General features: G+C 66.6%; 21 protein-coding genes. 10 read left to right on the top strand and 11 right to left on the bottom strand.

Going from position 1 to position 24,323, the window contains the following annotated elements; all coding sequences use genetic code 11:
- Positions 1-217: 217 nt before the first annotated feature.
- The 5 genes from WAT24_RS05135 to WAT24_RS05155 all read left to right on the top strand — a co-directional run bounded on the left by WAT24_RS05135 (position 218) and on the right by WAT24_RS05155 (position 5,164).
- Positions 218-1,072 (top strand): glycosyltransferase family 2 protein, encoded by an 855-nt coding sequence (locus WAT24_RS05135; RefSeq protein ID WP_336806748.1) that lies wholly within the window; start codon positions 218-220, stop codon positions 1,070-1,072.
- Positions 1,065-2,198 carry a glycosyltransferase family 4 protein gene (locus WAT24_RS05140; protein ID WP_336806749.1) on the top strand — a complete coding sequence of 378 codons (1,134 nt, stop codon included), beginning with the start codon at positions 1,065-1,067 and terminating at the stop codon, positions 2,196-2,198. The genes WAT24_RS05135 and WAT24_RS05140 overlap by 8 nt, the downstream gene beginning before the upstream one ends.
- Complete coding sequence (locus tag WAT24_RS05145) at positions 2,198-3,220, top strand: glycosyltransferase family 4 protein (protein ID WP_336806750.1); 1,023 nt, start codon at positions 2,198-2,200, stop codon at positions 3,218-3,220. The genes WAT24_RS05140 and WAT24_RS05145 overlap by 1 nt, the downstream gene beginning before the upstream one ends.
- 121 nt (positions 3,221-3,341) lie before the next feature.
- Positions 3,342-4,253 (top strand): class I SAM-dependent methyltransferase, encoded by a 912-nt coding sequence (locus WAT24_RS05150; RefSeq protein WP_336806876.1) that lies wholly within the window; start codon positions 3,342-3,344, stop codon positions 4,251-4,253.
- Positions 4,253-5,164: a glycosyltransferase family 2 protein gene (locus WAT24_RS05155; protein WP_336806751.1), complete on the top strand. Its 912-nt coding sequence runs from the start codon at positions 4,253-4,255 to the stop codon at positions 5,162-5,164. Before WAT24_RS05150 ends, WAT24_RS05155 begins: the two co-directional genes overlap by 1 nt.
- Here the strand turns inward: WAT24_RS05155 and WAT24_RS05160 are convergent.
- From WAT24_RS05160 to WAT24_RS05185, 6 genes are all read right to left on the bottom strand, one after another.
- A complete protein-coding gene (locus tag WAT24_RS05160) occupies positions 5,115-6,371 on the bottom strand; it encodes a lipopolysaccharide biosynthesis protein (protein WP_336806752.1) in 1,257 nt (418 codons plus the stop codon). The genes WAT24_RS05155 and WAT24_RS05160 overlap by 50 nt on opposite strands.
- An 18-nt stretch (positions 6,372-6,389) precedes the next feature.
- Positions 6,390-8,348, bottom strand: coding sequence for a tetratricopeptide repeat protein (locus tag WAT24_RS05165; RefSeq protein WP_336806753.1), 1,959 nt, complete (start codon positions 8,346-8,348; stop codon positions 6,390-6,392).
- Positions 8,345-10,387: a tetratricopeptide repeat protein gene (locus tag WAT24_RS05170; protein ID WP_336806754.1), complete on the bottom strand. Its 2,043-nt coding sequence runs from the start codon at positions 10,385-10,387 to the stop codon at positions 8,345-8,347. The genes WAT24_RS05165 and WAT24_RS05170 overlap by 4 nt, the downstream gene beginning before the upstream one ends.
- Positions 10,388-10,453: 66 nt before the next feature.
- On the bottom strand, positions 10,454-10,924 hold the full coding sequence (locus WAT24_RS05175) for a pilin (RefSeq protein WP_336806755.1): 471 nt from the start codon (positions 10,922-10,924) through the stop codon (positions 10,454-10,456).
- Between the two features lie 320 nt (positions 10,925-11,244).
- A complete protein-coding gene (locus WAT24_RS05180) occupies positions 11,245-11,688 on the bottom strand; it encodes a pilin (protein ID WP_336806756.1) in 444 nt (147 codons plus the stop codon).
- A 93-nt stretch (positions 11,689-11,781) separates the two neighbouring features.
- Complete coding sequence (locus WAT24_RS05185; protein ID WP_336806757.1) at positions 11,782-13,149, bottom strand: ArnT family glycosyltransferase; 1,368 nt, start codon at positions 13,147-13,149, stop codon at positions 11,782-11,784.
- A gap of 124 nt (positions 13,150-13,273) precedes the next feature.
- On the opposite strand from WAT24_RS05185, the gene WAT24_RS05190 reads away from it, so the two are divergent.
- A complete protein-coding gene (locus WAT24_RS05190) occupies positions 13,274-15,379 on the top strand; it encodes a S9 family peptidase (RefSeq protein ID WP_336806758.1) in 2,106 nt (701 codons plus the stop codon).
- Positions 15,380-15,448: 69 nt separating this feature from the next.
- Here WAT24_RS05190 and WAT24_RS05195 read toward each other — a convergent pair whose 3' ends face one another.
- The 5 genes from WAT24_RS05195 to WAT24_RS05215 form a co-directional block, all read right to left on the bottom strand.
- Positions 15,449-16,462, bottom strand: coding sequence for a magnesium and cobalt transport protein CorA (locus tag WAT24_RS05195; protein ID WP_336806759.1), 1,014 nt, complete (start codon positions 16,460-16,462; stop codon positions 15,449-15,451).
- Positions 16,463-16,574: 112 nt separating this feature from the next.
- Positions 16,575-17,903 carry a lipoprotein N-acyltransferase Lnb domain-containing protein gene (locus WAT24_RS05200; protein WP_336806760.1) on the bottom strand — a complete coding sequence of 443 codons (1,329 nt, stop codon included), beginning with the start codon at positions 17,901-17,903 and terminating at the stop codon, positions 16,575-16,577.
- Complete coding sequence (locus WAT24_RS05205; RefSeq protein ID WP_336806761.1) at positions 17,896-18,750, bottom strand: CorC family transporter; 855 nt, start codon at positions 18,748-18,750, stop codon at positions 17,896-17,898. The genes WAT24_RS05200 and WAT24_RS05205 overlap by 8 nt, the downstream gene beginning before the upstream one ends.
- Positions 18,751-18,987: 237 nt before the next feature.
- Positions 18,988-19,446 carry an rRNA maturation RNase YbeY gene (ybeY, locus tag WAT24_RS05210; protein WP_336806762.1) on the bottom strand — a complete coding sequence of 153 codons (459 nt, stop codon included), beginning with the start codon at positions 19,444-19,446 and terminating at the stop codon, positions 18,988-18,990.
- Between the two features lie 56 nt (positions 19,447-19,502).
- On the bottom strand, positions 19,503-20,516 hold the full coding sequence (locus tag WAT24_RS05215) for a PhoH family protein (RefSeq protein WP_336806763.1): 1,014 nt from the start codon (positions 20,514-20,516) through the stop codon (positions 19,503-19,505).
- Between the two features lie 87 nt (positions 20,517-20,603).
- On the opposite strand from WAT24_RS05215, the gene WAT24_RS05220 reads away from it, so the two are divergent.
- The 4 genes from WAT24_RS05220 to WAT24_RS05235 are packed head-to-tail and all read left to right on the top strand — an operon-like array spanning position 20,604 to position 24,323.
- Positions 20,604-21,281: a TetR/AcrR family transcriptional regulator gene (locus WAT24_RS05220; protein WP_336806764.1), complete on the top strand. Its 678-nt coding sequence runs from the start codon at positions 20,604-20,606 to the stop codon at positions 21,279-21,281.
- Positions 21,278-22,249, top strand: coding sequence for an HlyD family secretion protein (locus WAT24_RS05225; RefSeq protein WP_336806765.1), 972 nt, complete (start codon positions 21,278-21,280; stop codon positions 22,247-22,249). The genes WAT24_RS05220 and WAT24_RS05225 overlap by 4 nt, the downstream gene beginning before the upstream one ends.
- A complete protein-coding gene (locus tag WAT24_RS05230) occupies positions 22,246-23,217 on the top strand; it encodes an ABC transporter ATP-binding protein (RefSeq protein WP_336806766.1) in 972 nt (323 codons plus the stop codon). Before WAT24_RS05225 ends, WAT24_RS05230 begins: the two co-directional genes overlap by 4 nt.
- Positions 23,214-24,323: an ABC transporter permease gene (locus tag WAT24_RS05235; protein WP_336806767.1), complete on the top strand. Its 1,110-nt coding sequence runs from the start codon at positions 23,214-23,216 to the stop codon at positions 24,321-24,323. The genes WAT24_RS05230 and WAT24_RS05235 overlap by 4 nt, the downstream gene beginning before the upstream one ends.

Raw genomic sequence — 24,323 nt, forward strand, 5'->3', positions numbered from 1 at the left:
CAGAAATGCGGCGCGGTCATCTTCGGGCGCGGCGGCGAGCCGGATGGCCGGGCAAGCCGCGAAAACCGTCACGAAAGCGGCCTTCGGGGAGGCTGGTCGGCGCGTGGAGCCCAGCGAGCGTGCTGCAGCCGGCATTTTTGCCATCCCGCCCGGGGAGCGGCCCGTTCCGGTCGCGGTGACCCGCGTTATGATCGCCCGATACCTCGGGGGAACCTTCTTGAAACGCCTGAGCATCATCCTGCCCGCGAAGAACGAGGCGGCGGCGCTGGCCCGGCTGCTGCCCATCCTGCGTGCCGCCCAGCCGGAGGCGGAGATCATCGTGGTCGACGACGGCTCGACCGACGACACCCGCGCGATCTGCGCCGAGAGCGGCGTCGACTGCCTGTCCTCGCCGTACTCGATGGGCAACGGCGCGGCAATCAAGCGCGGCGCGCGGGCGGCGCAGGGCGAAGTGCTGGTGTTCATGGACGGCGACGGCCAGCACGACCCCGCCGACGTCGAGCGCCTGCTCGCCAAGCTGGGCGAGGGCTACGACATGGCCGTCGGCGCGCGCGACTGGGGCAGCCAGGCGGGGGTCGGCCGCGGCCTCGCCAACACGCTCTACAACTGGCTCGCCACGCGCATGACCGGTCATCCGGTACTGGACCTCACCTCCGGCTTCCGCGCCGTGCGGGCGACGAAGTTCCGCGAGTTCCTGCACCTGCTGCCGAACGGGTTCTCCTACCCCACCACCAGCACCATGGCCTTCTTCCGCAGCGCCTACCCGGTGGCCTACGTCCCGATCAAGGCCGCCCAGCGCGTGGGCAAGAGCCACATCCGCCCGCTGCGCGACGGCGTGCGCTTCCTGCTGATCATCTTCAAGATCGCCACGCTGTACTCGCCGCTGAAGCTGTTCGCGCCGGCGAGCGTGGTGTTCTTTCTGTTGGGGTGCCTGAACTACTTCTGGACCTATCTGCACTTCGGGCGGCTGACCAACGGCAGCACGTTGCTGTGGAGTGCAGCGGTGATCGTGTTTCTCATCGGGTTGATCTCCGAGCAGATCACCGCGCTGACGTATCGCCGGGATGAGTAGCCCTGCCAAACGGGTGCTCCTGGTCACCCGCAACTTCCCCCCTCTGTGGGGCGGAATGGAGAAGCTGAACTGGCACCTGGCCGCGGAGCTGTCGAGAACTTGCCACGTGCGCGTGATCGGCCCGGAAGGAGCCGCGCGTTCCGCTCCGCAAGGGGTGGAGGTAAGGGAGCTGCCGCTCAGGCCGCTATCGAAGTTCCTGCGTTCGGCTGCACTGTGCGCATGCCGCGAAGCGGCACACTGGCGTCCCGACGTGGTGCTTGCCGGCAGCGGGCTGACCGCGCCTCTGGCATGGCTCGCGGCGCGTGCCGGCAAGGGGCAGGCGATGGCGTACGTGCATGGCCTGGATCTGGCGGCCAGGCATCCGCTATACCGGTTGTTGTGGCGGCCGGCGCTGAGGCGGATGGATCGCTTGATCGCCAACAGCAACGCGACTGCCGCGCTCGCGACCGGCATAGGCGTCCCTTCCGAGCGGTTGCGGATCGTCCATCCAGGTGTCGAACTGCCTGATCCGGACCCCCGGGCACGTGCCCGCTTTCGCGAGGCACAACGACTGGCGGACGTCCCCGTGCTGCTGTCGGTGGGACGGCTCACGGCACGCAAGGGCCTGCGGGAATTCGTGGCCGATGTGCTCCCTCGTATCGTCGCGAGGCGACCGGACGTACAACTGGTCATCGTCGGAGGCGAGCCGAACGACGCGCTGTATGCCCAGGCCCAGACGCCGGCCAGCATCCAGGAAGCGGCAGTGGCGGTAGGCGTGCAGGCCAACGTCCGGTTCCTCGGGCCGCTCTTCGGCGCGGACCTGCTCGCGGCTTACGCCGGTGCAGACGTGCACGTCTTTCCTGTCCGCGCGCTCCCCGGCGATCCCGAGGGTTTCGGGATGGTCGCGGTGGAGGCTGCTGCCTATGGGGTGCCAACCGTCGCCTATGCCACTGGTGGGGTATGTGACGCGGTGATGGAGGGGGTCAGCGGTCGATTGGTCGCACCGGGTGATGCGGCTGGTATGGCTGCTGCCGTGTTGGATGCACTGGCCACACCGTGGTCGCCCGAAACATTGCGCGCATTTGCCGGCGGGTTCGCGTGGAACCGATTCGGTGGACAGATGCTCTCGGCATTGGGGCTGGGCTGATGGTGGGCGGCGCTCGAGGCGTATGGTTCCCCGCTATCCGCACGGGCGGCGGCGCCGATGTCTTTACCGAACGACTTGCCGCGGAACTGTCCAAACGCGGCTTGCGTACTCAAATCACCTGGCTGCCTTTGCGAGCGGAATTTGCGCCTTGGACGGTGCCCGTTCCCCGGCCGCCGGCCTGGGCCGATGTCGCACACGTGAATACTTGGTTGCCCCCGCGCTTCCTGCCCGTGGGCATACCGGTGGTCGCAACGGTTCATCACTGCATACACGAGCCGGCCTTGCAGAGGTACAAGGGGAAGCTGCGCCGCATCTACCACGAGGTCTGGGTTGCTTCCAATGAGCGCGCCATATCCAGGCGTGCCACCGTACTTACGGCAGTAAGTGCATTTGCCGGGTCCAGTGCCGCGAGGGTGCTCGGCAACAAGAGGGTAGAAGTCGTCCACAATGGCGTAGACGTAGATCTGTTCCAGCCTCGACAGCGATTGCAACGCGACCGCTTCAGACTCCTTTACGTAGGTAAGTGGTCCGTATTGAAAGGGGTCGACCTTTTCCCTGCGATACTTAGCGAGCTGGGGGCGGGTTTCGAATTTTGTTGCGCAGGCCCTGGCAGCACCGATAGTAGGGCACTTAGTAGTACTGGCGTGATGGTGCGGGATCTCGGGCGTCTTCCTACCAGCGAGGCGGTGGCCAAGGCCATGCAGGAAGCCGACGTCCTAGTATTCCCCTCACGGATGGAGGGTTTCGGCCTAGTGGTCGCCGAGGCGATGGCCTGCGGATTACCCGTCGTTGCAACCCGCGGGTCGGCGCTGACCGAGCTGGTCGAGGATGGCGTTACCGGATTCCTGTGTTCTCAGGATGACGCCAAGTCGTTCGCGCAGGCGGTAAGGTGTCTTGCGATCGATGACGGTCTCAGGATCCATATGGCGGAGCGCGCCCGGCGGCGTGCGGTGGAGCGGTTCTCCATCGAGCAGATGGTTGAGGCCTATGCGCAGATCTACGCCTGCTGCAACCGAGCATAGGACCACGCCGTGGACCGGCAGTTGGTCTCGAGGCGAGCTCGAGTGCCTGTCCTCGTGCCCCGGATGCGGGAACACGGCGCGGGTCGCCGCGGAATATTGCAGGCAGGACGACGTGGCTGCGATGCAGGATCGGTGGCGCATGGTTCGCTGCGGCTGGTGCCGGTCCCTCTATCTCGATCCGAGGCCGGACGCGGCCTCTTTGCCGGCTGCCTACGCTACCTATTACACACATCAATCTGCGGATGAGAACGAGCGCCGTACCGGTGTGGTCCCAGGCCTCATCAACGGTTACCTGAACTGGCGCTTTCGCATGTCGCGCCAGCCAGCATCGCGACTGGGTATATGGGCGTTCAAGCTGCTCCCTCCTCTGCGCAAGAAGCTGGACGTGTATGGGCGACACATTCCAAGGCTTATGTGCGGGCGTGGGACGCGGCTTCTGGACGTAGGTTGCGGTAGCGGAGCGTTTCTGCTGCGGGCTCAGGAAATGGGAATTCAGGCCTCCGGTTGTGAGCCGGATCCTCGCGCGGTCGAGGCGTGTCGCTCGCAAGGACTGGACGTTATCCAGGGCGATGTTTTCGCCCCCGAGCTGGACAGCGAAAAATTCGACATCGTGACGCTGAACCACGTCATCGAGCATGTATATGACCCCCTGGCCCTTTTGGGGCGGATCCATGGACGGATGACGCCTGGGGGTATTCTGTGGGTCGCGCTACCCAATCCCGGGGCATTGGGACTGATCTTGTTCGCGCAGGGATGGAAAGGGTTGCACCCGCCATTCCATCTGCTTATCCCCAGCCAACGCTTGTTGATCTCGTGGCTTCGCGAGACCGGGTTCGTCGATGTGCGACTGGTCCGTCGGGGCTGCCAAAGCCCTGGGCTCTGGAGGGAGTCTGCTCAGATCGCTGAGCGAGAAAAGCTAGTGCGCCCACGCACGTTGCGTGTACTGGTCCGGATCCTCGGGGACATACTTTCGACTGTTTCAACTCGCTGGTGCGAGGAAACGATCCTGACCGCACGCAAGAGTAAAGGGTAATGGATCTCTCCGAGCCGACCGTCGCCGTCGTGCTGCACTTCCGTACTCCGTGCCGCACGTTCGGGTGCTTGGCTTCCTTGGCATCCGAAGGGATCGACCGGGTGGAACTGGTAGATAACTCTGAAGATGGCGGGCAGTCGATGGCCGAGCTGCGGGCAATGTTGGACAAGCGCCCGCTTGGCATCCGCGTGCACTGGCATTGCCCGGAGCGAAATCTCGGTTTCGCCGCGGCAGTGAATCTGGTGCTCGACCACCTGGCGACCGTCGCGCCTAGCCGGGTCTTGCTCATCAATTCGGATGCTCGTCTGCAGCCAGGGGCGATATGCGCCTTGCAAGGCGCACTCGCGGACGGCAGCGGTATTGCAGTTCCACGAGAACGTGGCAGGGGGTGGGGAGGACCGCGGGGATACCACCGCTGGCTGGCGCTAGCGCTCCCGACCCGCGTACCGGGGGTCGTCAGCTTTCCTAGCGGCGCCTGCCTGCTGCTATCGCCACAAGTGGCTTCTTGGCTTCGATTCGATGACAAGTTTTTTTTCTACGGCGAAGACGTGGCACTGGGCGCTGCGATCGAAACATGGCGGGTTCCAGTTGCCTACGTGCCCGCGGCACTTGTGGAGCATGAAGGATCAGGCAGCGCCCGCAACGGATCGCTCTTCTACGAATATCACGTAGTGCGGGGGCACTGGCTTCTGGCGAAGAAACTTACCCACAACAGGGCCGGGTACGTGCTCGCCATCGGCGGCCGGCTTCTGACCTTACCCCTGCGAGCCACGTTTCGGGCGGCACGGGCCCATAGTTGGCTGCCCTGGAAGGCCTTTTGCATGGCGACTTGCGATGTCGTTTCCGGCCGCCGGCGCAGCCTTACTCCGCCTGCTGGCGGTCCTGAGGCCAAGGGTTCAACGCGAGGATGAGCCATCCTACGATGGCCATGCTCCACTCCGAGCAGGCGAGCGCAAGTGGCATGCCTGCCCTTGGGTTGGCAGAAACTGCCGGGCCGGCCGCCACTACTAGCACGATCAGACCAAGTAGCTCGAAGCCCGCGCGGTTCCAGGCGCCGCCTCTTGCCATTAAGGCGCTTCCGGCGGCAACCCGCAAAGCCATCGCCGGGAGTGCGAGCGCAAGCCACTTCATCACGACAGTCAGGGCCTCGTAGCCGTTGCCGAACATCCAGGAAATGCCTGGCGCGCAGAACCAGACGCCGGCTGCCGCTACGCTTCCGTAGGTCAGCGACGCGCCGAAGATCCAACGCAGGAGTCCAGTGTCTTTGCCGCTTGCTGCACCTCGGAAAAGTCTCGGCAAAGCCGACAGCATCAGGGCGATCACGGGGAGGACCATGGCTCCGGTCACACGGGTACCTGCGGCATAAACGCCGGCCGCTCCCAGCGGCAGCAGGCGGATGGCGATCGTTTTGTCCAGCTCGGAAGGCCCGAGCGCAGTCAGGTTGAGAAACGCAAATCCCGACGCGTGGCTGAGGTTCGCTCGACTCGGCAAGCGCCAGGACCGAGGGCGCGGCCATGATTCAGGCAAAGACCTTATCGCAACGACCAGAGCGATGGTCGTTGCCAGAAGATAGGCGGCCGAATAGGAGGGAAGAACCGGCCAGGGGTGCCACAACCAGATGCAAGCGATCGCCGCAAAGCGCAATGCGAGCGGTAGCCCGAGGAGAGCTTGCGACAAGGGGATGTTCCCGCGTGCCTGATGCTCTGCACTCGCGAGCTGAAGCAAGGGCTGCAACAGCGTTTCTGCGATTGCCAGGCTCACGACGGGGATGATCCCAATCCCGAAACCATGTAGAAGGAACTGGCCGAGCGCGAGGTAAGCCAGCAACAGAACCATGCCGTTCGCGACGGTAGTGGCAAGCGCATAGGAGATGATCGAGTTGCGTTTCTGCGGTGAGCAGGAAACTTCCTTCAGCAGCACCAGGTGCATCCCGAACGTGCCGAAAGCGCCCACTACAACGGCGAGCGCGCTCAGGCCTGCAAAAGTGCCATAGTCGCTTGGGCCGAGAAGGCGCGCCACGAGAAGCAGGGTGCCTGCCTGGGCAAGTAGGCGCAGCGCAAGGATGCCGCTGGTGTGAACGGTCGCCTGGACTACTGCGCCGCGTAGCAGTCTATTCATGCAGCGTCGTGGCCCCTGTTACATCGCATCCAAGCGTGCGTGCAGCTCCCGGATGGTGCCATCGAGCCGCCCCCCGATGTTGAGCGACTCGAGGCCGTGCAATGCGAGGCCGGCTTCCGCCCGATCGCCCTCTGCCAAAAACATTCGCACTAGTGTGATTCGGTAGGCGGGCTCTGCAGGGTCGGCCGCAACCGCTTCCGACAGCATACGCAAACCGAGCGCGCGATCACCCAGTACGTTCCAGGCGTAGTCCCCGTACATGGCAAGCAGGCGTGCGCTGGGGTTCGGGTGGCTCAGCGCCGCCAAGTACGCCGCGATCATGCGTGACTTCGGCAGATCGCAAGCGTGTTCGACCTGGCATTGGGTCAGCGCCCCGAGCGAGCTTTCATCCTGTACGCCTGGCCGGCGGGCTCGCAGTTTGGATATCATGGAATCCCACCATGCGTCTTTGAGAGAAAGATGCATGCGTGAGTTCATGAAAATGAGCGCTTGTTGGGGCAGGATGGATGATCCCGGCAAGGCAGCGGCCCGTTCGAGTGGCGCATAGGCCAACTTCGTGAATGGCGAAGAGGGATCGTAACGGGAATAGATGATGTATGTCCGCCCGAGTTCATACTGCGCTCTCGGCGACTGCGGTGCGCGCGCGGCTAACTCTTCGGCCAGGCGAAGGGGGTCGCCCCAGGCCTTTGCGGTGAACGCGGTCAAGGCTATCCACCAGAAGACCATCGCAAGCAGGAGCGCACGGCGAGGAAGGCGAAGCAATTGTGCCGTGGGGCCCCCCATGGATGAAGGAAGCGCGGCCAAGGGGGGCATGATCGCCAGTAGCACGCCAAGGCTTGCGAAATAATTGCGGTGTTCGTAAACCAGCTCGAGCGGAAGAATCGTTCCGGTCAACAGATGACAACCAAGGAACAGCAGTACGCCGAGCGAAAACAGGGGATGGCGCCGGCGTTGCCAAAGCCCCACACCTAACAGCGACAGGAGGGCCGCGAGGCTTGCCAGGGTGGTCCAGGGGTGCAGCAACCCCGTCGATACCTGGAAGTCGTCATGGTAGAACGACAGTGCATCGGGAAGCGGCGCAATTATCCAGTCGACGTAGGTGGCGACGATCCGCGCCTCGCTGAGCAGGCGGGAAGCCAGGGTGAAATCGCGAGCCGCCCAGGTTTCCGGGCGCAGGATGCCAGGCAGCAGCCATGCCAGGCCGATGGCCATGGGCACAACCAGCAGCAGGACGAAGAGGCCAGCGATACGCCAGTCGGTCCGACTATCGGTCCGGCGAAACCCGAATACGACCCATTCGACCAATGCCGCGTACAGCGGCAGCATGACTGCGGTTTCTTTGGCGAGAAGGCCGGCGATCATCGGAAGGCTCAGGCTGGCGGAACACAGAAGCACCGCCCGGATTTCCATCGACCGCCTTCGATCGGACGGCGCTCCGTCAGAGATCCTCATCCGCTGGCGCGCGGTCACATAACCGAGTAGCCCGAGCAGGACAAAGAGGTTCGCGAGGCTTTCCATCCGCTGCACGATGTACAGCACCGCGGTCAGATTTACCGGGAGTACCATCCACGCGCCGGTGATCCAGGCCGCCAGCGCCCCGGAGTACATGCGGGTACACGTCTGGGTCCGCAGCAAGGCACGTACCAGCAGGAAGGCCACCAGGCCGTTGAGCAGGTGGATGATTACGTTGGTGAGCTTCATCCAGAAGGGGTCGAGCCCCGTAGCCAGGAAGTTGGCAGCGAAACTCAGGGAGGCGAGGGGGCGCTTGAAGTCGCTCGCCGGGGAGGAAAGGGCTGCGCGCACGAGCGAGCCGACGCTGGCTTCGGTAGGTTGTACACCACGGTTGTCGACGATGTTCGGATAATCGTCGAACAGGAAGCCACCGGAAAGACCCGGCAAATAAACAAAGCAGGTCACCACGAACCAGGCGAGCAGCCACCACCAGCCGCCCTGATGCAAACGTCGGATTGGGGTCATCTGGCGGGACTGTTCTGGTTTCGTTGATCGGCCAAGAGTGTGTTGCGCAGTCGCGCTAGTTCTTTTTCCCAGTACGCCTGGCGTGCAAGTACCCAGGCATGGATTCGGGGCATACCCAGCACGGGCTGTGCTTCCAGATCACGCTTAGCCTGGTAGTGATCCAGGTGAGCCAGGGCATGTCCAGGATAACCGGCAGAGCCGAGCAGGGCTGCCTGTTGGAAGGCCGCAGTGACACGCACCTGTTGATCCAGTGCCCGATCGAAGTAGGCCAAGGCAAGATCGGGCTGGCGACGGGCCAGCGCAATGTAACCCTGCAGATAGTACAGATCCTGCCGGCGCCCGGGCTGATCGGTGAGCCTGGGATTCGCGAGCGCGGCGAGTAGCAAGCGCTCTACGGCATCCAGGTCGAGCTGTGGGCAGGGGGAAAGCTCGGTCTGGTTGATGGCCCGTTGAAACCAGCTGACAAGCAAGGTGCCGGTGTCCCGGGTGGTTCGAAGCGCGCCCGCCGCTGATTCGAGCGTTGCAGGGTCCAGGTTGCCAAGCTGGCACCGGGCAGCCAGCAGATTCAAGGCTAGTTGGGATTCGTCCGGCGCACGTCGCAACGCCGGGACGAGGCGCCTTACCGCAAGTTCGGCATGACCTGCGTTCATTTCCGCCTGCGCCGCGTTGACCTGGGCGCGCGGTGAGGCAGGGTTGAGTTCGGCCCACAACAACGCCTGCTCATGGGTGTTGCCCCAGAGCGACGCTCGGGCGTGGGTCATTGCGGCGAGGCCAATGAGCAGTACCAGTGCCAGTCCGGACTTCAGGCGCCAATGGCGGGGATCAGGCTGCCTGCCGAAAGCCGCCTGCGCATGCACTTGCGGCACATCACTCAACCACAAAGCAAGCGGCCAGAACATCAGGAGCGCAGGCAAGTAGTTCCTGTGTTCGTAATACAGTTCCAGAGCAATGGAGCTCGATTCGATCGATTGGCCGACGAAATAGAAGAGGATGGCTGCGGCCACGGCGGGCAGGCGCCTGCGCAACATCAGGGCGCCGATTATCAGGGTCGCTATCGCCAGCAAGGCGGGTAGCGTGCTCGATGGCGACCACAGCGACACCGAAGCCTGGATATGGTCATTGAAGAGGCCCGGCGTGAAAGGCCGCGGAAGCCAGAGTAGATCCAGGTAATCGAGCAGTACGCGCGGTTCCGTCATCAGGCGCTGACCGAGCGACCACGCCCGTATGGCGGAAATGCCGTGCACGACGCCATGCCAGCCCTGGTAGAGCAAGTAGACGCCGATTACGCTGGCTGGAATGACCGCCAGGACTGTCATGGCCGTCTTGTAGGCTGCGCACTTCCAAGGTTCGAGCCGTTCGTGTGCGCGCCGCGGCAGTGTGACCTCGATCGCCAGGGCGAGCGCAGGAAGCAACAACCCATTTGCCTTGCTCAGGGTCGCGAGACCCGTGCAGCCAACCAGGCCGACCATCAACCAGGCGACCCCCCAGCCCGGACGGCCGGATGCAAATGCGATCCGGCCTTTCAGCCACAGCAGAAGGCCCGTCAGCGTGAACAGCGTCGGCAGCATGGCCTCGCGTTGCACGACATAAAGAGTGGTCGATACGAAAAGCGGGTGCAGCAGCCACATGCCGGCTGCCAGGAGGGCGGCGCGTTCGACCCTGGTACGACCGGGTGGAGAAACATCTTCGGGGTGAATCAATAGGCCCAGTCCGCGCAACAACTGCCAAAGCAGCAGCCCGTTGACGATGTGCAGGCAAAGATTCGTCCGCTTGAATGGGAAAGGATCTGCGGGCCAGTCGCGGGCGTCGAGAAGGAAGCTCAACAGGGAAAGGGGCCTTCCCAGAGGATCGGCCGAGCCTGAAGTTACGTAGCGCCAGAAGGTGGGAAGATCCTGGACCGGGCCAGTCGCGCCCAGGGAGGGTAGGTTGGCGAAGTCGTCAAAGAGGAACGAGCCGTGCAATCCTGGCGCGTATACCCAAACGGCAAGCGCTGCCAAGAGGCCGAAAGCCGCCCAAATTACGAAGACAGGTCTGGACATCTTAGAGGCCTGAAAAAGAAAGGGCCGCGCTAGGCGGCCCTTTCAATGCTACAGAGTTGCGACTGCTTAGCGGCAAGAGGACGGCAGATACTTGGCTGACATCTGCGAGTTGCCGGCCCGGCAGACCCACGCGACGCTGCCTACGCTGGGCGTCGGTGAGAGGATCAGTTCGGCGCCGGCGATCTTCGAGTTCACCTTGGTGCCGAAAGCGGAGTTGGTCTGGGTCCCGTAGGTCACGGTGATCAGGCCCCGCGCACCGCCGGCACCGATCTCGAGCTTGCCGACATAGCTACCACCAATGCTGTCGGCGCTAGCGACGCCTGCAGAAGCGTTGCTCGGCGGCAGCACGCCGTAATTGGTGAAGTACTCGGCCACGGCGGTCTTCGAGCCATCAGCCAGGCTCATGCCTTCGGACACCTGCGAACGAATGGTGTAGTCCTGGTACGCCGGAATGGCGATGGCCGCCAGGATGGCGATGATCGCGACCACGATCATCAGCTCAATCAGGGTGAAGCCTTTTTGCATGCTCTTCTTCATGGTGGTTCCTCTGTCTGGATAGCTAACCGTTGTGCCCCCTGAGCCCCGGTCCCGGATCCCCCTAGGCGGAATCGGACCCCACATGCGCGGTCAGGAACGACCAGGAAGCTCGCGTCGGTCGAAGCAGCATGTATGCCACTACCAACGCTGCCGTATTCCCTCACAGCTTCAGGTGAAGCGATTGTGCACGGGGTCACGGAAGGCTACAAGCCGTGGGGTGTTTCGCCTTGCCGTACGTCAAATCGTGACGCCGATTACAATTGTCGAGCTCGCCTCGCTAGGGCATCTTGTGACCATTCTTGTCACAAGATGAGCGCGGATTATTGTCTGCAGGACGACGGCAGGTACTTCTGTTCCAGCGTGGTTCCCGTGCCACCACAAGTCCAGGCGATGCTGCCGGCGTAGGTGACGGGCGAGAGCACAAGGACCGAGCTGTGGATGCGCTGATTCACTTTTGAGCCCTGGAAGGCAATTTCCACCCGCCCGTCCGTGACTGTGACGCTCGAAACGTAGCTGCCGGCGATGGATGCCGCACTGGCGAGTCCCGCGGACCCATTGCTGGGTGGGAAACGGCCGGTGTTTGACAGGAAGTCCCAGACCGCTGCCTTGGCGCTCGCCGACAGGCTCATCCCTTCCGACACTTGGGCCTTGATCGAGTACTCTTGGTAGGTCGGAATCGCGACGGCCGCGAGAATGGCAATGATCGCCACCACGATCATCAGTTCTATGAGAGTAAAGCCTCGCGATGAGTTCGTCGGATGCATGCTCGTGATCCCCTGGATGTCCTGGCTGGACAAGCACGGTGCATACCACGGCCTTCATGTATCCTTCACGACTTGCCTCAGCTGTGATGCAGCTCACGCCTGCGGTTGGGTCATCGATTCACTCGGCCCATTGCGGTGCTCCAACCAGCCGACAAGCTTGTCCAAGGCATAGCAGGCGAGTAGGCATTCGAAGCCCCGAAAAGGGATGCTGTAGCGCGGCTCGGACTGCAGCACGGCGTAAACGAGGGTGACGAAAAGGACAAGCAAAGCGACCGACCGGCCGATGGTGTTCGGGCTTTTCTTGCGCATGGTCAGGACGGTTCCCACCAGCGCAAGCACCATCAGCAGTGGGTTGAGCGCCCGACAAAGCGACACCAGCGCCCGCCATGCGGGATTCTCGGCAAAGGGGGAGTTCAGGGTGAGATAGACGTAAATATCCCCTTGTCCCATGCGGATGCTCCAGTCCCAAAGCAACGCCGGTTTGCCAAGGTACCAGCCGAAATATCGCATGGGGGCTTCGCTCATGCGCGCGACCATCCGCTGCAATCCCGCGCCGGGATCGGCGAGCATCAGATCCTGCTCCTGGCCGATCGCCCGCATGATCCGCGCGCCTTCTGGACGGCCGTCTACCGCCAGCCGATAGCCGGAGTGGTACTCCGGCCAGGAACCCTGCACTAAGTTGATGAGCGCGCGCCCTCCCGAGGAGGCGCCCGAGGGAAGCTGCAGGTTGCGAACGCCCCAGGTTGCCGGTAGAAGCAAGGCCCCGACGACCAGCGTCAGCCCGATGCGCCAGGAAAGCCGGCGTCTCACCACCAGGAATGCGGCGAGCAACGGTGCGAACGGCAGCAGGACCGCGTTGGTGAGTCCGGCCAGCCCGAAAGTGATCCCCGCCGCTGACGTCCAGCGCCAACTCTCCCGGTGCAGGCCCACGTTCCAGAGCCAGAAAGCCAGTGCGGCGAGGAACCCGAACAAGGTCTCGCTGAGCACGAAGCTGGTAATGGTGATGCTGTGCGGCCAGATCGCCATTAGCACGCCTGCGCCGACGAGCCAGCCGTCGCGGATCCACCCGCGCGCGGCGCTCATCAACAAGACGACGGTCAGTGCGCCGAGCAGGCTCTGCGACATCAATACCGCCGCGTACCACCCATCGAAGCTGCCGGTCGCCACCATCCAGCCGGCAAGGAACAGCGGGTAGCCGGGGTCGCGGAAACTGTCCGGCATCACGGTGGCGCTACCCGGCTGGGCCATGGAGAACACCCCGTGCTGGACCAGATTCCAAGCGTATGCGTGGTACTGGATGGCATCCCCGCGGATCGGGTGATACACCACGGCGTGGCTGACGTAGTACCAGCGCAGCAGGAAGGCGAGAGTGCCCACGAGCGCCAGCGCCAGCGACCATTTTCCGATTGTCCATCGGATCGCCGGGCGGTCCCCGCCAGGCGGCTGCTCGAGTGTCGACATCGTCCCCCCTTCGTTGACGCGTGACATTACGCGGTTGGCTTGCCGTTGGCGAGGCTCATTCAGCGGTTGCGCCCGCATGTCGCCACCCCTTAACGTCCTCGTTTTCAGTCGCCAAGGGGTCGCCATGAAACTGCTTGCCGCCGCTCTAGCCCTCGCGCTGTTGCCGACCGTGTCGGTCGCGGCCGAGGTCGAGGCCCGCACGCCGCATCCGTTCAACGTGCGGGACCTGGTCATGATGGATCGCGTGAGCGATCCGCAGCTTTCGCCGGACGGTCGATATGCCGCCTTCGGCGTACGCAGCACGGATTACGCGGCCAACAAGGGCGTCAACGCGGTCTACGTGCTCGACCTCAAGAAGGGAGGCGAGCCGGTCAAGGTGGTGGACAAGGGCGGTTCGGCGCGCTGGTCGGCCGATGGGCGCAGCCTGTACTACGTGGCGCCCGCCGACGGCGTGGCCCAGCTGTGGCGGGTCGATCTCGGGACGGGGGCCGGTGGCCTGGATCCAGCCCGGCATGCGGCCCCGGTGCAGGTCAGCCACGCGCCGCTCGACCTGGGCGGCTACAAGCTCTCACCCGACGGCAAGAGCGTGCTGCTGTCCTACGAGGTCTACACCGATTGCGCCGATCTGGCCTGCACCAAGGAGCGCATCGACGGCCGCGAGAAGAACAAGGCGACCGGCACCGTCTACGACAAGCTGTTCGTGCGCCACTGGGATACCTGGGCCAACGGCCGCCGCAACCAGCTCTTCATCGGCCACTTCGGTGCCGACGGCACGCTGCCGGCCGAACCCACCCCGCTCAGCCGCGGCATCGACGGCGATATTCCCAGCAAGCCCTTCGGCGACGACAGCGAGTTCGCCTTCTCGCCGGACGGCCGCACGGTGTACTTCGACGTGCGCATCGCCGGCACCAGCGAGCCGTGGTCGACGAATTTCGACGTCTATCGTGTCCCGGCCGACGGTTCGGACGCTCCGCAGAACCTCACCGCCGCGAACAAGGCCTGGGACGCCTATCCGGTGCCCTCGCCCGACGGCCGCACGCTTTACTATCTGGCCATGAAGGAGCCGGGCTTCGAGGCGGACCGGTTCGGCATCATGGCGATGGACCTGCAGAGCGGAGCCGTCCGCGAGGTCGATCCGCAATGGGACCGCTCGGCCGGCGCGCTATCGGTGAGCGGGGACGGCAAGACCCTGTACGCCACCGCCGACGACCGGGGCCAGCATCCGCTGTTCGCGATCGACGCGGCCAGCGGCAAGGTCACGCAACTGGTGGGCGAGGGCGCGGTGGACGGCTATTCGGTCGAGAATGGCCGGCTGCTGGTGGCCCGCGACGACCTCAAGCACCCGGTCGATCTCTACCTTGCCGATACCCGCGGCCGCGGCCTGAAGCAGGTCACCCGCTTCAACGCGGAGCGGCTCGGCAACGCGAAGATGGGCGACTTCGAATTCTTCACTTTCAAGGGCTGGAACGACGAGCCGGTGCAGGGCTACGTGGTCAAGCCCGTGGGCTACAAGCGCGGGCAGAAGTACCCGGTCGCCTTCATCATCCACGGCGGCCCGCAGGGCGCCATGAGCAACAGCTGGAGCTATCGCTGGAACCCCCAGACCTACGCCGGGCAAGGGTTCGCCGTGGTCACCGTGAACTTCCATGGTTCCACCGGCTACGGCCAGGCGTTCACCGATTCGATCTCGGGCGACTGGGGCGGCAAGCCGCTGGAAGACCTCAAGGCCGGCTGGAAAGCCGCGCTGGAGAAGTACAGCTTCCTCGACGGCGACAACGCCTGCGCGCTGGGCGCCAGCTACGGCGGCTACATGGTCTACTGGATCGCCGGCGTGTGGAACCAGCCGTGGAAGTGCCTGGTCGACCACGACGGCGTGTTCGACGCGCGCATGATGTACTACGCCACCGAGGAGCTTTGGTTCGAGGAGAAGGAGAACGGAGGCACGCAGTTCGACCATCCGGAGAACTACGAGCGCTTCAACCCGATCAACCACGTCAAGGACTGGCGCGTGCCGATGCTGGTGGTGCACAGCGGCCAGGACTTCCGCATCCCGATCACGCAGGGCCTGGGCGCCTTCACCGCGCTGCAGCGACGTGGCATTCCCAGCCAGTTCCTCACCTTCCCGGACGAGAACCACTGGGTGCTCAAGCCGCAGAACAGCGTGATGTGGCACGAGACGGTGAACGCCTGGCTCAAGCGCTGGACGGGCGGCGCGCCGTCCGGACAGTGACCGACGGCCGGGCATGACGAAAAACGGCGGCCTCCGGGCCGCCGTTTTCGTGGGGTCAGGTGGCGGGCGTCAGAGCCATTTCACGCGCTTGAGCCAGGCGTAGATGCCGCCCACCACGCCGATCACGACCAGGATCACCAGCGGGTAGGCCCAGGGCTTGTCCAGCTCGGGCATGTGGGTGAAGTTCATGCCGTACCAGCTGGTGAGCAGGGTGGGGGCGGCCAGCATGGCGGCCCAGCCGGCGAGCTTCTTCATCACCTCGTTCTGGCCGAAGGTGACCAGCGAGAGGTTGACGTTGATCGCGGCGGCGAGCATCTCGCGCATCGCGCTGATCGATTCGTTCACGCGGAAGACGTGGTCGTAGACGTCGCGGAAATACACGCGCAGCTCGTCGGGAATGAGCTGCGGATGCAGCCGTACCAGCTGGCTGGTGATGTCCTGCAGCGGCGCCACCGCCAGGCGCAGCGTCATCAGGTCGCGCTGCATGTCGTAGAGACGGCGCACGGTGCTGCGCTTGAAGGTCTCGGCGAAGATGTCCGCCTCCAGCCGGTGCAGCTCCTCGCGGAAGTCGCGCACGATGGGCAGCAGGTTGTCGACGATGAAGTCGAGCACGCCGTACAGGCCGTAGCTCGGCCCGTTGCGCATCAACTCGGGGGCCTGCTCGCAGCTGCGCCGCGCCGGTGCGTAGGAAAGCGAGGCGCCGTGGCGCACGGTGACCAGGTAGCGCGCGCCGAAGAAGATCTGCGTTTCGCCGAAGGCCAGGTTGCCGTCCACCAGTTGCGCCGTCTGCACCACCAGGAACAGCGAATCGCCGTAGGTCTCCAGCTTGGTGCGCTGATGCGCCTTGCGGGCGTCCTCGATGGCCAGGTCGTGCAGGTCGAACTCCTCCTGCAGCTTCAGCAGCAGCGCCGCGTCCGGCTCGTGCAGGCCCACCCACACGAAGGTGCCCGGCTCCTGCAGCACGTCGCTGATCCCGTCGAGGGTGACGTCGCCGATCCGGGTGCCGTCGCCGCGGTAGGCGATGCAGTTGACGACCATGCCGTTGGCGGCGGGTGGGGTCACGGGCGGGTTGGCGCTGGGCATCGGTGCATGATGCGCTGGCGGTCAGGGGCAAGCAACGGCGGGGCGGCAGAGAGCTGGCTGGACACCGGCTCGGGTGCACGCATCGAGCAGGGCATCGCGGGCAAGCTCGCTCCTACACGGGGTGGTGGCGTTGGCGGAACGCCCAGGCCAGCGCCAGCCACACCGGCCAGGCGAACAAGAGCCAGGGCTGGTTCTGCTGGACGACGCCGGGGAGCAGGTGCAACCCGGCGGCCGCCAGCGCGGCGAGCAGCTGCGCCACCACGATGACCTGGGCCAGGCGTGATGCCGGCTGGCCTCGTCGCAACCGCCAGCAGCCGGGCAGCAGCGCGAACGCCAGGGGATTGAACAGCAGCAGGTTGGCGTTCGCCCAGGCGGCGTGATGGGTGGTCAGCAGCCACAGCACGAGCAGGCCGGTGCCGGCCAGCGCGGCGAACAGCAGGTACAGCGTGCCGGTCACGGCGAACCCTGTGGGCCAGTAGTGGCGGGCGAGCAGCAGCAGGGCGGCCAGGACGAGCCCGGCCAGGGCCAGTGGTGCGCGCAGGTCGGGTGCATCGGCCGGTGGCGTCTGGAGGCGGTTCGGTGCGAGGAGCTCACTGTCGAGCACCAGCGGGTGCGAGCCACCGGCGTCGCGGACCTGCGTGGCGGCCAGCTCGCGTGCCAGCACCGCGGGCAGGAAGCTCTCCTGCCAGGCGTTCAGCGGGCGATCGGCGTACGGGCCCAGGCCCAGGTCGAGCAGAAGCATCAGCCACGGCTGCGCGCTCATCAGCCGGTCGGTCTGCTGGCGATAGGTCATGCCGCCGGGGCGGGCGGTCAACTGGGCCTTCAGTACGCCGCCGAGGGCACGGTCGAGCGCATCCCGCACGCGGGTGGTGCAGTTGTCGACGTAGTAGTCGTAGTCGTAGCGGGCGTTCTCCGGGCGCAGGTTCCACAGCAGGAAATCGCGCAGCGCGGCGGCCTGATCGGGCGCGAGCGCGAGGTGCTGGCGGGTGACCGAGCGGCCGGCCTGGATGTACCAGCTCTCGTCCAGTGCCGTGGGCGCGGCATCCATCAGGTAGTGCATGCGCCCGCGCGCGAAGTTGAGCAGGAAGCCGCGCTCGTCGAAGTCGAACACGCCGTAGTTGAAGTTCACCGCCTCGCCGCTGACGACGTCGCGCACTTCGATGGCGTCGTGGCCGAAGCGCTCCCAGTAGGTTTCGCCCGGTCCGTAGGTGACCAGCGACACCTCGAGGTTGGCGCCCGGGGCGTTGGCGACGCCGGCGCGGGCCGTAGGCAGGAGGCAGGCGAGCAGCAGCGTCAGCCAGATGAGCCAGGGGCTGCGGAAACCGGCCGGCCTTCCTGCCCGCCCCTCCGCGCCACAAAGCCGCCGGCCCCGCTCCCGGTGCGCAGGGAAAGGTGGGGAGGGCAGGGGGGAGGTCTGGATCGCCGGCGACCGCTCAGGCATCGCTGGTCTGCCGGCTCACGCGGAACTGCTGTACCCGCCGGTCGTCCGCCTCGGTCACCACGAACAGGTAGCCGCCGAAAACCACTTCCTCGCCCGCCTCGGGCAGGTGCCCGAACTCGGCCGTGGCCATGCCGCCGACGGTGTCGAACTCCTCGTCGGAGAAATGGGCGCCGGTGCGCTCGTTGAAGTCGGCGATCGGGGTGAGCGCGCTGACCAGCCAGTCGCCGCCCGGCAGCTCGTGCATCAGGCTGGGCTCGTCCTCCTCGTCGTGCTCGTCGTCGATCTCGCCGACGATCTGCTCGAGCACGTCCTCGATGGTGACCAGGCCGGCGACGCCGCCGTACTCGTCGACCACCAGCGCCATGTGGTTGCGCGAGCGCCGGAACTCGGCCAGCAGCACGTTCAGCCGCATCGATTCGGGGATCAGCACGGCCGGGCGCAGGAGCAGCGCCAGGTTGAAACCTTCGCCGTCGCCGAAGTACTTGAGCAGGTCCTTGGCGAGCAGGATGCCGATGATCTCGTCTTTGTCCTCGCCGTGCACCGGGAAGCGCGAATGGCCGGACTCGACCACCTTGGCCAGCACTTCGTGCAGCGAGGCGTCCGCCGGGATCATGACGATCTGCGCGCGCGGCACCATCACGTCATCGACGCTCAGTTCAGTGACCTTGAGCGCGCCCTCGACCATGGCGAGGGTGTCGTTGGACAGCAGGCCGTTGGCCTGGGCGGCGCGCAACTCCTCGATCAGCTCGTCGCGGTTGCGCGGTTCGCCGGAAAACAGATGGCCCAGGCGATCCCACCAGGAACGGTGGAGGACCGGGCCGTTGGTACTGCCAGGGTCGTCGTTCATCAACTCGTTTTGCAACGGCCCGCGGACGGGCGGAAGCCCGGAGTCTAGCGGAAAAAGCGTGACGATTCAGGGCACAAGCGGACGGCTGGCGGCGCTGGAAGCCGCTCCGGCCGGGGCGGGGCAGGGAGCAGGGGCCAAGCTTGCCTCGTGGCCATGGGCGCGGCTGTCCAGGAGCGGCGCACCCGGCGCAAGGCCCGCCTGCCCCTGTTCCCGCCTACGGGAGAGGCAGCCAACGCGTCAGGCGTAGGGGTCGGCGATGCCCAGGCCGGCCAGGACGCGGGTTTCCAGTGCCTCCATCGCCTCGGCCTCCGCGTCCTCGATGTGGTCGTAGCCCAGCAGGTGCAGGGTGCCGTGCACGGTCAGGTGGGCCCAGTGATCGCGCGGGCGCTTGTGCTGCTCGGTCGCCTCGCGCAGCACCACCGGCGCGCAGATCGCCAGGTCGCCGAGCAGGGGCAGGTCCACGCCGGGCGGCAGCTCGGCGGGAAAGGAGAGCACGTTGGTCGCGTAGTCCCTGCCCCGGTAGTCGCGGTTGAGGGTGCGGCCTTCGTCAGAGCCGACGACGCGGATGGCGACTTCCGCCGGCTTGCGCCGGCCGGCGCCTTGCAGCGCCGCCGCCACCCACTGGCGGAAACTGGCCGGCGAGGGCACGCCTGCGCGGGACACGCCATAGCTCACGGACAGCCGGGGAGCGGACAAACGGGTGCCGCGCCCGGGCCTGCCAGCCGGCGGGTGCCGGGCGCCGGCCCTGGCGCTCACGCGGCGCCGCCCTTGGGCTTGCCCGCGGCTGCCTGTTCCTCGTTGCCCGCCTGCTCGAACGCCTCGTACGCGCGCACGATCTTGGCCACCAGCGGATGGCGCACCACGTCGCGCGAGGTGAAGAAGGTGAAGCTGATGCCGCTGACATCGCGCAGCACTTCCACCGCGTGGCGCAGGCCGGAGCGGATGTGCCGGGGCAGGTCGATCTGGCTGACGTCGCCGGTGATCACCGCCACCGAGCCGAAGCCGATGCGGGTGAGGAACATCTTCATCTGCTCGACGGTGGTGTTCTGCGCTTCGTCGAGGATCACGTAGGAGTCGTTGAGGGTGCGTCCACGCATGTAGGCCAGCGGGGCGATCTCGATGACGTTGCGCTCGATCAGCTTGGCAACCTTCTCGAAACCGAGCATTTCGTAGAGCGCGTCGTACAGCGGCCGCAGGTACGGGTCGACCTTCTGGCTGAGGTCGCCCGGCAGGAAGCCCAGCTTCTCGCCGGCCTCCACCGCCGGACGCACCAGCAGCAGGCGCTGCACGCGGTTGGCCTCCAGTGCCTCCACCGCGCTGGCGACCGCGAGATAGGTCTTGCCGGTGCCGGCCGGGCCCACGCCGAAGTTGATGTCGTGGGTGGTGATGGCGTGCAGGTAGCGCGCCTGGTTCGGGCCGCGCCCCTTGATCACGCCGCGCTTGACCTTGATGACCACTTCCTGCGCGGCTTCGGCCGCCTCTTCGACCATCGCCTCGATGCCCGATTCGGCCAGGTGCAGGTTGACCCGCGCGCCGGTCAGCGTTTCCTCCTCGGTGGCCGCGTACAGCGAACGCAGCACTTTCTCGGCGGCGCGCGTCGGGGCGGCGTCGCCGATCACCTGGAACAGGTTGCCGCGACGGTTGATCTCCACACCGAGCCGCAACTCGACCTGGCGCAGGTGCTCGTCGAAGGGCCCGCACAGGTTGGCGAGCCGGGCGTTGTCTTCCGGGTCGAGGGCGAAATCGCGTTCGTTGAGTTCACTCATAAGGGCGCGAGGGTAGCGCGGCCCCGGTGCAAGAACCATCGCTGGCGCCCGCTTGCAGGAAATTAATCCTGGAATTAATTTCCGCGCATGCCCGCCACTGGCAAACGCAAGCCCGACCCGCGCCGCCGCGCCGGACGCCCGCCCGGCGACGACGGCGACCTGCGCGCGCAACTGCTCGATGCGGCCACGGCGCACTACGCGCGGGTCGGGATCGAAGCCACCTCGCTGCGCGCGATTGCCGCCGAGGCGGGGGTGACGCCGGCGATGCTGCACTACTACTTCGGCGACAAGCCGCGCCTCACCCTGGCCCTGGTGGAGGAGCGTCTGCTGCCGGCGCTGGCACCCCTGCGCGCGCGGCTCGAGCAGGCCGGCGGCGACCCGGCGGCGCTGGTCGATGCCTTCGTGCGCGGCATCGGCGAACTGGTCGCCCAGCACCCCTGGCTGCCGCCCCTGTGGGTGCGCGAGGTGCTGTGCGAGGGCGGGGCGCTGCGCGAGGTGTTGTTCCACCAGGCCCTGCCCGATCTGCCGCGCCTGCTCGCCCGGCGTTTCGCGGCGGCGCGCGACGCCGGCCGGCTCGATCCCGACCTGGACCCGCGCCTGCTGGTGGTCTCGCTGGTCGGGCTCACCATGTTTCCCGCCGCCGGCGCGCCGATCTGGCGGCAGGTTCTGGACGCGGACGATATCGATGCCGGCGTGCTGTTGCGGCACACGCTCGCGTTGCTGGAACGCGGCCTGGGCACCCCACGACCCGGAGGAACGTCATGACCATCGCACGCTGGCTCGGGCGCCTGGGTCTGCCGGCGCTTGCCTTCCTCGCCCTGGGCGCCTGCCGGAACGAGCCGCCGCAGGTGCTGGGCACGCTGGAATACGACCGCATCACGTTGCCCGCGCCCGCGGCCGAGCGCATCGTCACCGTGGAGGTGCGCGAGGGCCAGCGGGTCGCGCCCGGGCAAGCGCTACTGCAACTGGACCCCACCCGGACCCGCGCCGAACTGGCTGCCGCCATGGCGCAGGCAACACAGCAGCGCGAGCGACTGGCCGAGCTGCAGGCAGGCCCGCGCCGCGAGGACATCGCCCAGGCACGTGCCAACCTCGCCGCGGCGCAGGCCCAGGCACGCGACGCACAGGCGTACTACCGCCGACTGCTGCCGTTGCAGGGTGGCGACTACGTGGCCGCGTCCGAACTCGACCGCGCCCGAGCGGCGGTCGGCAGCGCCACCGGCCAGGTGCGGGCGGCGCGCGCCGCACTCGACGAGCTGCTGCACGGCACCCGCCCCGAACAGGTCGCGCAGACCCGCGCCGCGCTCGCCGCCACGCAGGCGCAGGTGGCGGCGCAGCGGGTGCTGCTGGACAAGCTGCGTATCGTCGCGCCGCGCGCCGGACGCGTCGACAGCCTGCCGTACAAGCTCGGCGACCAGGCGCCGGTCGGCGCACCGGTCGCGATCCTGCTGAGCGGGGACGCACCCTACGCGCGCATCTACGTGCCCGAATCCCGCCGCGCCGCCGTGCACGTGGGCGATGCGGTGGACGTGTACCTGGGCACACGCGCACGGCCATACCGCGGGCGCGTGCGCATGATCCGCAGCGAGCCGAGCTTCACGCCGTACTACGCGCTGACCGGCGAGGACGCCGAGCGCCTCAGCTACCTCGCCGAGGTGGCGCTGGGCCGGGACGCAGCGGACCTGCCGGCCGGCCTGCCGGTGCGGGCCGAATTCCGCGGAGCGGCCCGGTGAACGGCGACGGCGGCGAGCTGGCCGTCCGCGCGCGCGGGCTGACCAAGCGCTTCGGCGCACTGGTGGCGGTCGACCACGTCGACCTGGACGTCCCGGCGCGGCGCGTCTACGGCTTCCTCGGGCCGAACGGCTCGGGCAAGTCGACCACGATCCGCATGCTGTGCGGCCTGCTGACGCCGACCGGCGGCGAAATCGAGGTGCTGGGCCTGCGCATGCCCGCGCAGGCCGACGACCTGCGCAGGCGCATCGGCTACATGACCCAGCGCTTCTCGCTGTTCGAGGACCTCACCGTGCGCGAGAACCTGGAGTTCCTCGCCGCCATCCAGGGCGTGCCGCGGGACAGGGCGAAGGCACGCGTGGACGAACTGGTCGAGCAGTACCACTTCGCGGACCGCCAGAAGCAGCTCGCCGGCACCATGAGCGGCGGCCAGAAGCAGCGCCTGGCGCTGGCCTGCGCCGTGATCCACGAACCGGAGCTGCTGTTCCTGGACGAGCCGACCAGCGCGGTCGACCCGGAGTCGCGCCGCGACTTCTGGGAAAAGCTGTTCGAGCTGGCCGATGCCGGCACCACCTTGCTGGTGTCCACGCACCTGATGGACGAGGCCGAGCGCTGCCACCGCCTGGCGATCCTCGACCGCGGCGTGCTGGTGGCCGACGGCACGCCGCACGAACTCACCTCACGGCTGGATGGGCGCACCTTCGTGGTGCGGACGGGCGATCCGCGTGGCGCGCAGCGCACCCTGGCGGAGGTGCCCGGCGTGCTCGGCGTGGCGCAGGTCGGCACCGTCCTGCGCGTGCTGACCGCGCGGGACGAGGCCGGCGACGGGAACGAGGCCGCCCGGCGCATGAACCAGGCGCTGGAGCAGGGCGGGCGTACCGGCGAGGTGGTGCCGGCGGCGCCCAACCTGGAGGACGTCTTCGTCGCCGCCACGCGCGACGCCGACCCGCGAGAGGCGCGGGCCGCATGAACGGGCGCCGGCTGTGGGCGATCGTGCTCAAGGAGCTGCGCCAGCTGCGGCGCGACCGCATCACGCTGGCGATGGTGGTGGGCATCCCGGTGGCGCAGCTGGTGCTGTTCGGCTACGCGATCAACACCAACCTGCGCGGTCTCGACGCCGGGATCGCCGACCAGGCCGGCACGGCCGGTTCGCGCGCGCTGGTGATGGACATGCTCGCCACCGGCGTGGTCACCCCCACGGTGGTGGCCGACAGTCCGGAGCCACTGATGGAACAGATCCGCCGCGGGCGCATCAGCATCGGCATCGTGGTTCCGGCCGATTTCGAGCGCCGCCGCATCGACGGGCGCCAGGTGGCGCAGGTGCTGGTCGACGGCAGCGACATCGCGGTGCAGAGCGCCGCCGCCCAGCTCGCGCAGGTGCCGCTCGACAGCGCGGTGCCGGACACGCGCGCGCCGCTTGCCAGCACGCCGCCGGAAAGCCGCATCGGGGTGGTCGGCTTCTACAACCCGCAGCGCCGCTCGGCGATCCACATCGTGCCCGGCCTGGTCGGCGTCATCCTCACCATGACCATGGTGCTGTTCACCGCCATCGCCGTGGTGCGCGAGCGCGAGCGCGGCAACATGGAGCTGCTGATCGCCACGCCGCTGACGCGCAGCGAGCTGATGGTCGGCAAGGTGCTGCCCTACGTGGCGATCGGCCTGGTGCAGACCAGCGTGATCCTGGCGCTGGGCACGTGGCTGTTCCACGTGCCGGTACGCGGCAGCCTGCTCGACGTCTACCTGGCCGCGGGCCTGCTGATCCTGGGCAACCTGGCGCTGGGCCTGCTGATCTCGACGCGGGCGCAGTCGCAGTTCCAGGCCATGCAGATGACCTTCTTCGTGTTCCTGCCCTCGATCCTGCTCTCGGGCTTCATGTTCCCGTTCGCCGGCATGCCGAGGCTGGCACAGTGGCTGGCCGAGGTGCTGCCGCTGACGCACTTCCTGCGCCTGATCCGCGGCGTGATGCTGCGCGGCGCCGGCCTGTGGGAGATGTGGCCGGACGTGCTGGCGCTGTGCGCGTTCGCCGCGCTGGCGATGGCGATCGCGATCCTGCGCTTCCGCAAGCGGCTGGACTGA

The organism is Fulvimonas yonginensis (assembly GCF_037137055.1).
GTDB classification, from domain to species: Bacteria; Pseudomonadota; Gammaproteobacteria; order Xanthomonadales; family Rhodanobacteraceae; genus Frateuria_A; species Frateuria_A yonginensis.

Coding starts and splice junctions, on each gene's coding strand:
- WAT24_RS05195 (WP_336806759.1), bottom strand. CDS start 16,462: ATGCCCAGCGCCAACCCGCCCGTGACCCCACCCGCCGCCAACGGCATG.
- WAT24_RS05180 (WP_336806756.1), bottom strand. CDS start 11,688: ATGCATCCGACGAACTCATCGCGAGGCTTTACTCTCATAGAACTGATG.
- WAT24_RS05205 (WP_336806761.1), bottom strand. CDS start 18,750: ATGAACGACGACCCTGGCAGTACCAACGGCCCGGTCCTCCACCGTTCC.
- WAT24_RS05185 (WP_336806757.1), bottom strand. CDS start 13,149: ATGTCGACACTCGAGCAGCCGCCTGGCGGGGACCGCCCGGCGATCCGA.
- WAT24_RS05170 (WP_336806754.1), bottom strand. CDS start 10,387: ATGTCCAGACCTGTCTTCGTAATTTGGGCGGCTTTCGGCCTCTTGGCA.
- WAT24_RS05150 (WP_336806876.1), top strand. CDS start 3,342: ATGCAGGATCGGTGGCGCATGGTTCGCTGCGGCTGGTGCCGGTCCCTC.
- WAT24_RS05190 (WP_336806758.1), top strand. CDS start 13,274: ATGAAACTGCTTGCCGCCGCTCTAGCCCTCGCGCTGTTGCCGACCGTG.
- WAT24_RS05140 (WP_336806749.1), top strand. CDS start 1,065: ATGAGTAGCCCTGCCAAACGGGTGCTCCTGGTCACCCGCAACTTCCCC.
- WAT24_RS05160 (WP_336806752.1), bottom strand. CDS start 6,371: ATGAATAGACTGCTACGCGGCGCAGTAGTCCAGGCGACCGTTCACACC.
- WAT24_RS05220 (WP_336806764.1), top strand. CDS start 20,604: ATGCCCGCCACTGGCAAACGCAAGCCCGACCCGCGCCGCCGCGCCGGA.
- WAT24_RS05215 (WP_336806763.1), bottom strand. CDS start 20,516: ATGAGTGAACTCAACGAACGCGATTTCGCCCTCGACCCGGAAGACAAC.
- WAT24_RS05225 (WP_336806765.1), top strand. CDS start 21,278: ATGACCATCGCACGCTGGCTCGGGCGCCTGGGTCTGCCGGCGCTTGCC.
- WAT24_RS05200 (WP_336806760.1), bottom strand. CDS start 17,903: ATGCCTGAGCGGTCGCCGGCGATCCAGACCTCCCCCCTGCCCTCCCCA.
- WAT24_RS05165 (WP_336806753.1), bottom strand. CDS start 8,348: ATGACCCCAATCCGACGTTTGCATCAGGGCGGCTGGTGGTGGCTGCTC.
- WAT24_RS05155 (WP_336806751.1), top strand. CDS start 4,253: ATGGATCTCTCCGAGCCGACCGTCGCCGTCGTGCTGCACTTCCGTACT.
- WAT24_RS05175 (WP_336806755.1), bottom strand. CDS start 10,924: ATGAAGAAGAGCATGCAAAAAGGCTTCACCCTGATTGAGCTGATGATC.
- WAT24_RS05145 (WP_336806750.1), top strand. CDS start 2,198: ATGGTGGGCGGCGCTCGAGGCGTATGGTTCCCCGCTATCCGCACGGGC.
- WAT24_RS05235 (WP_336806767.1), top strand. CDS start 23,214: ATGAACGGGCGCCGGCTGTGGGCGATCGTGCTCAAGGAGCTGCGCCAG.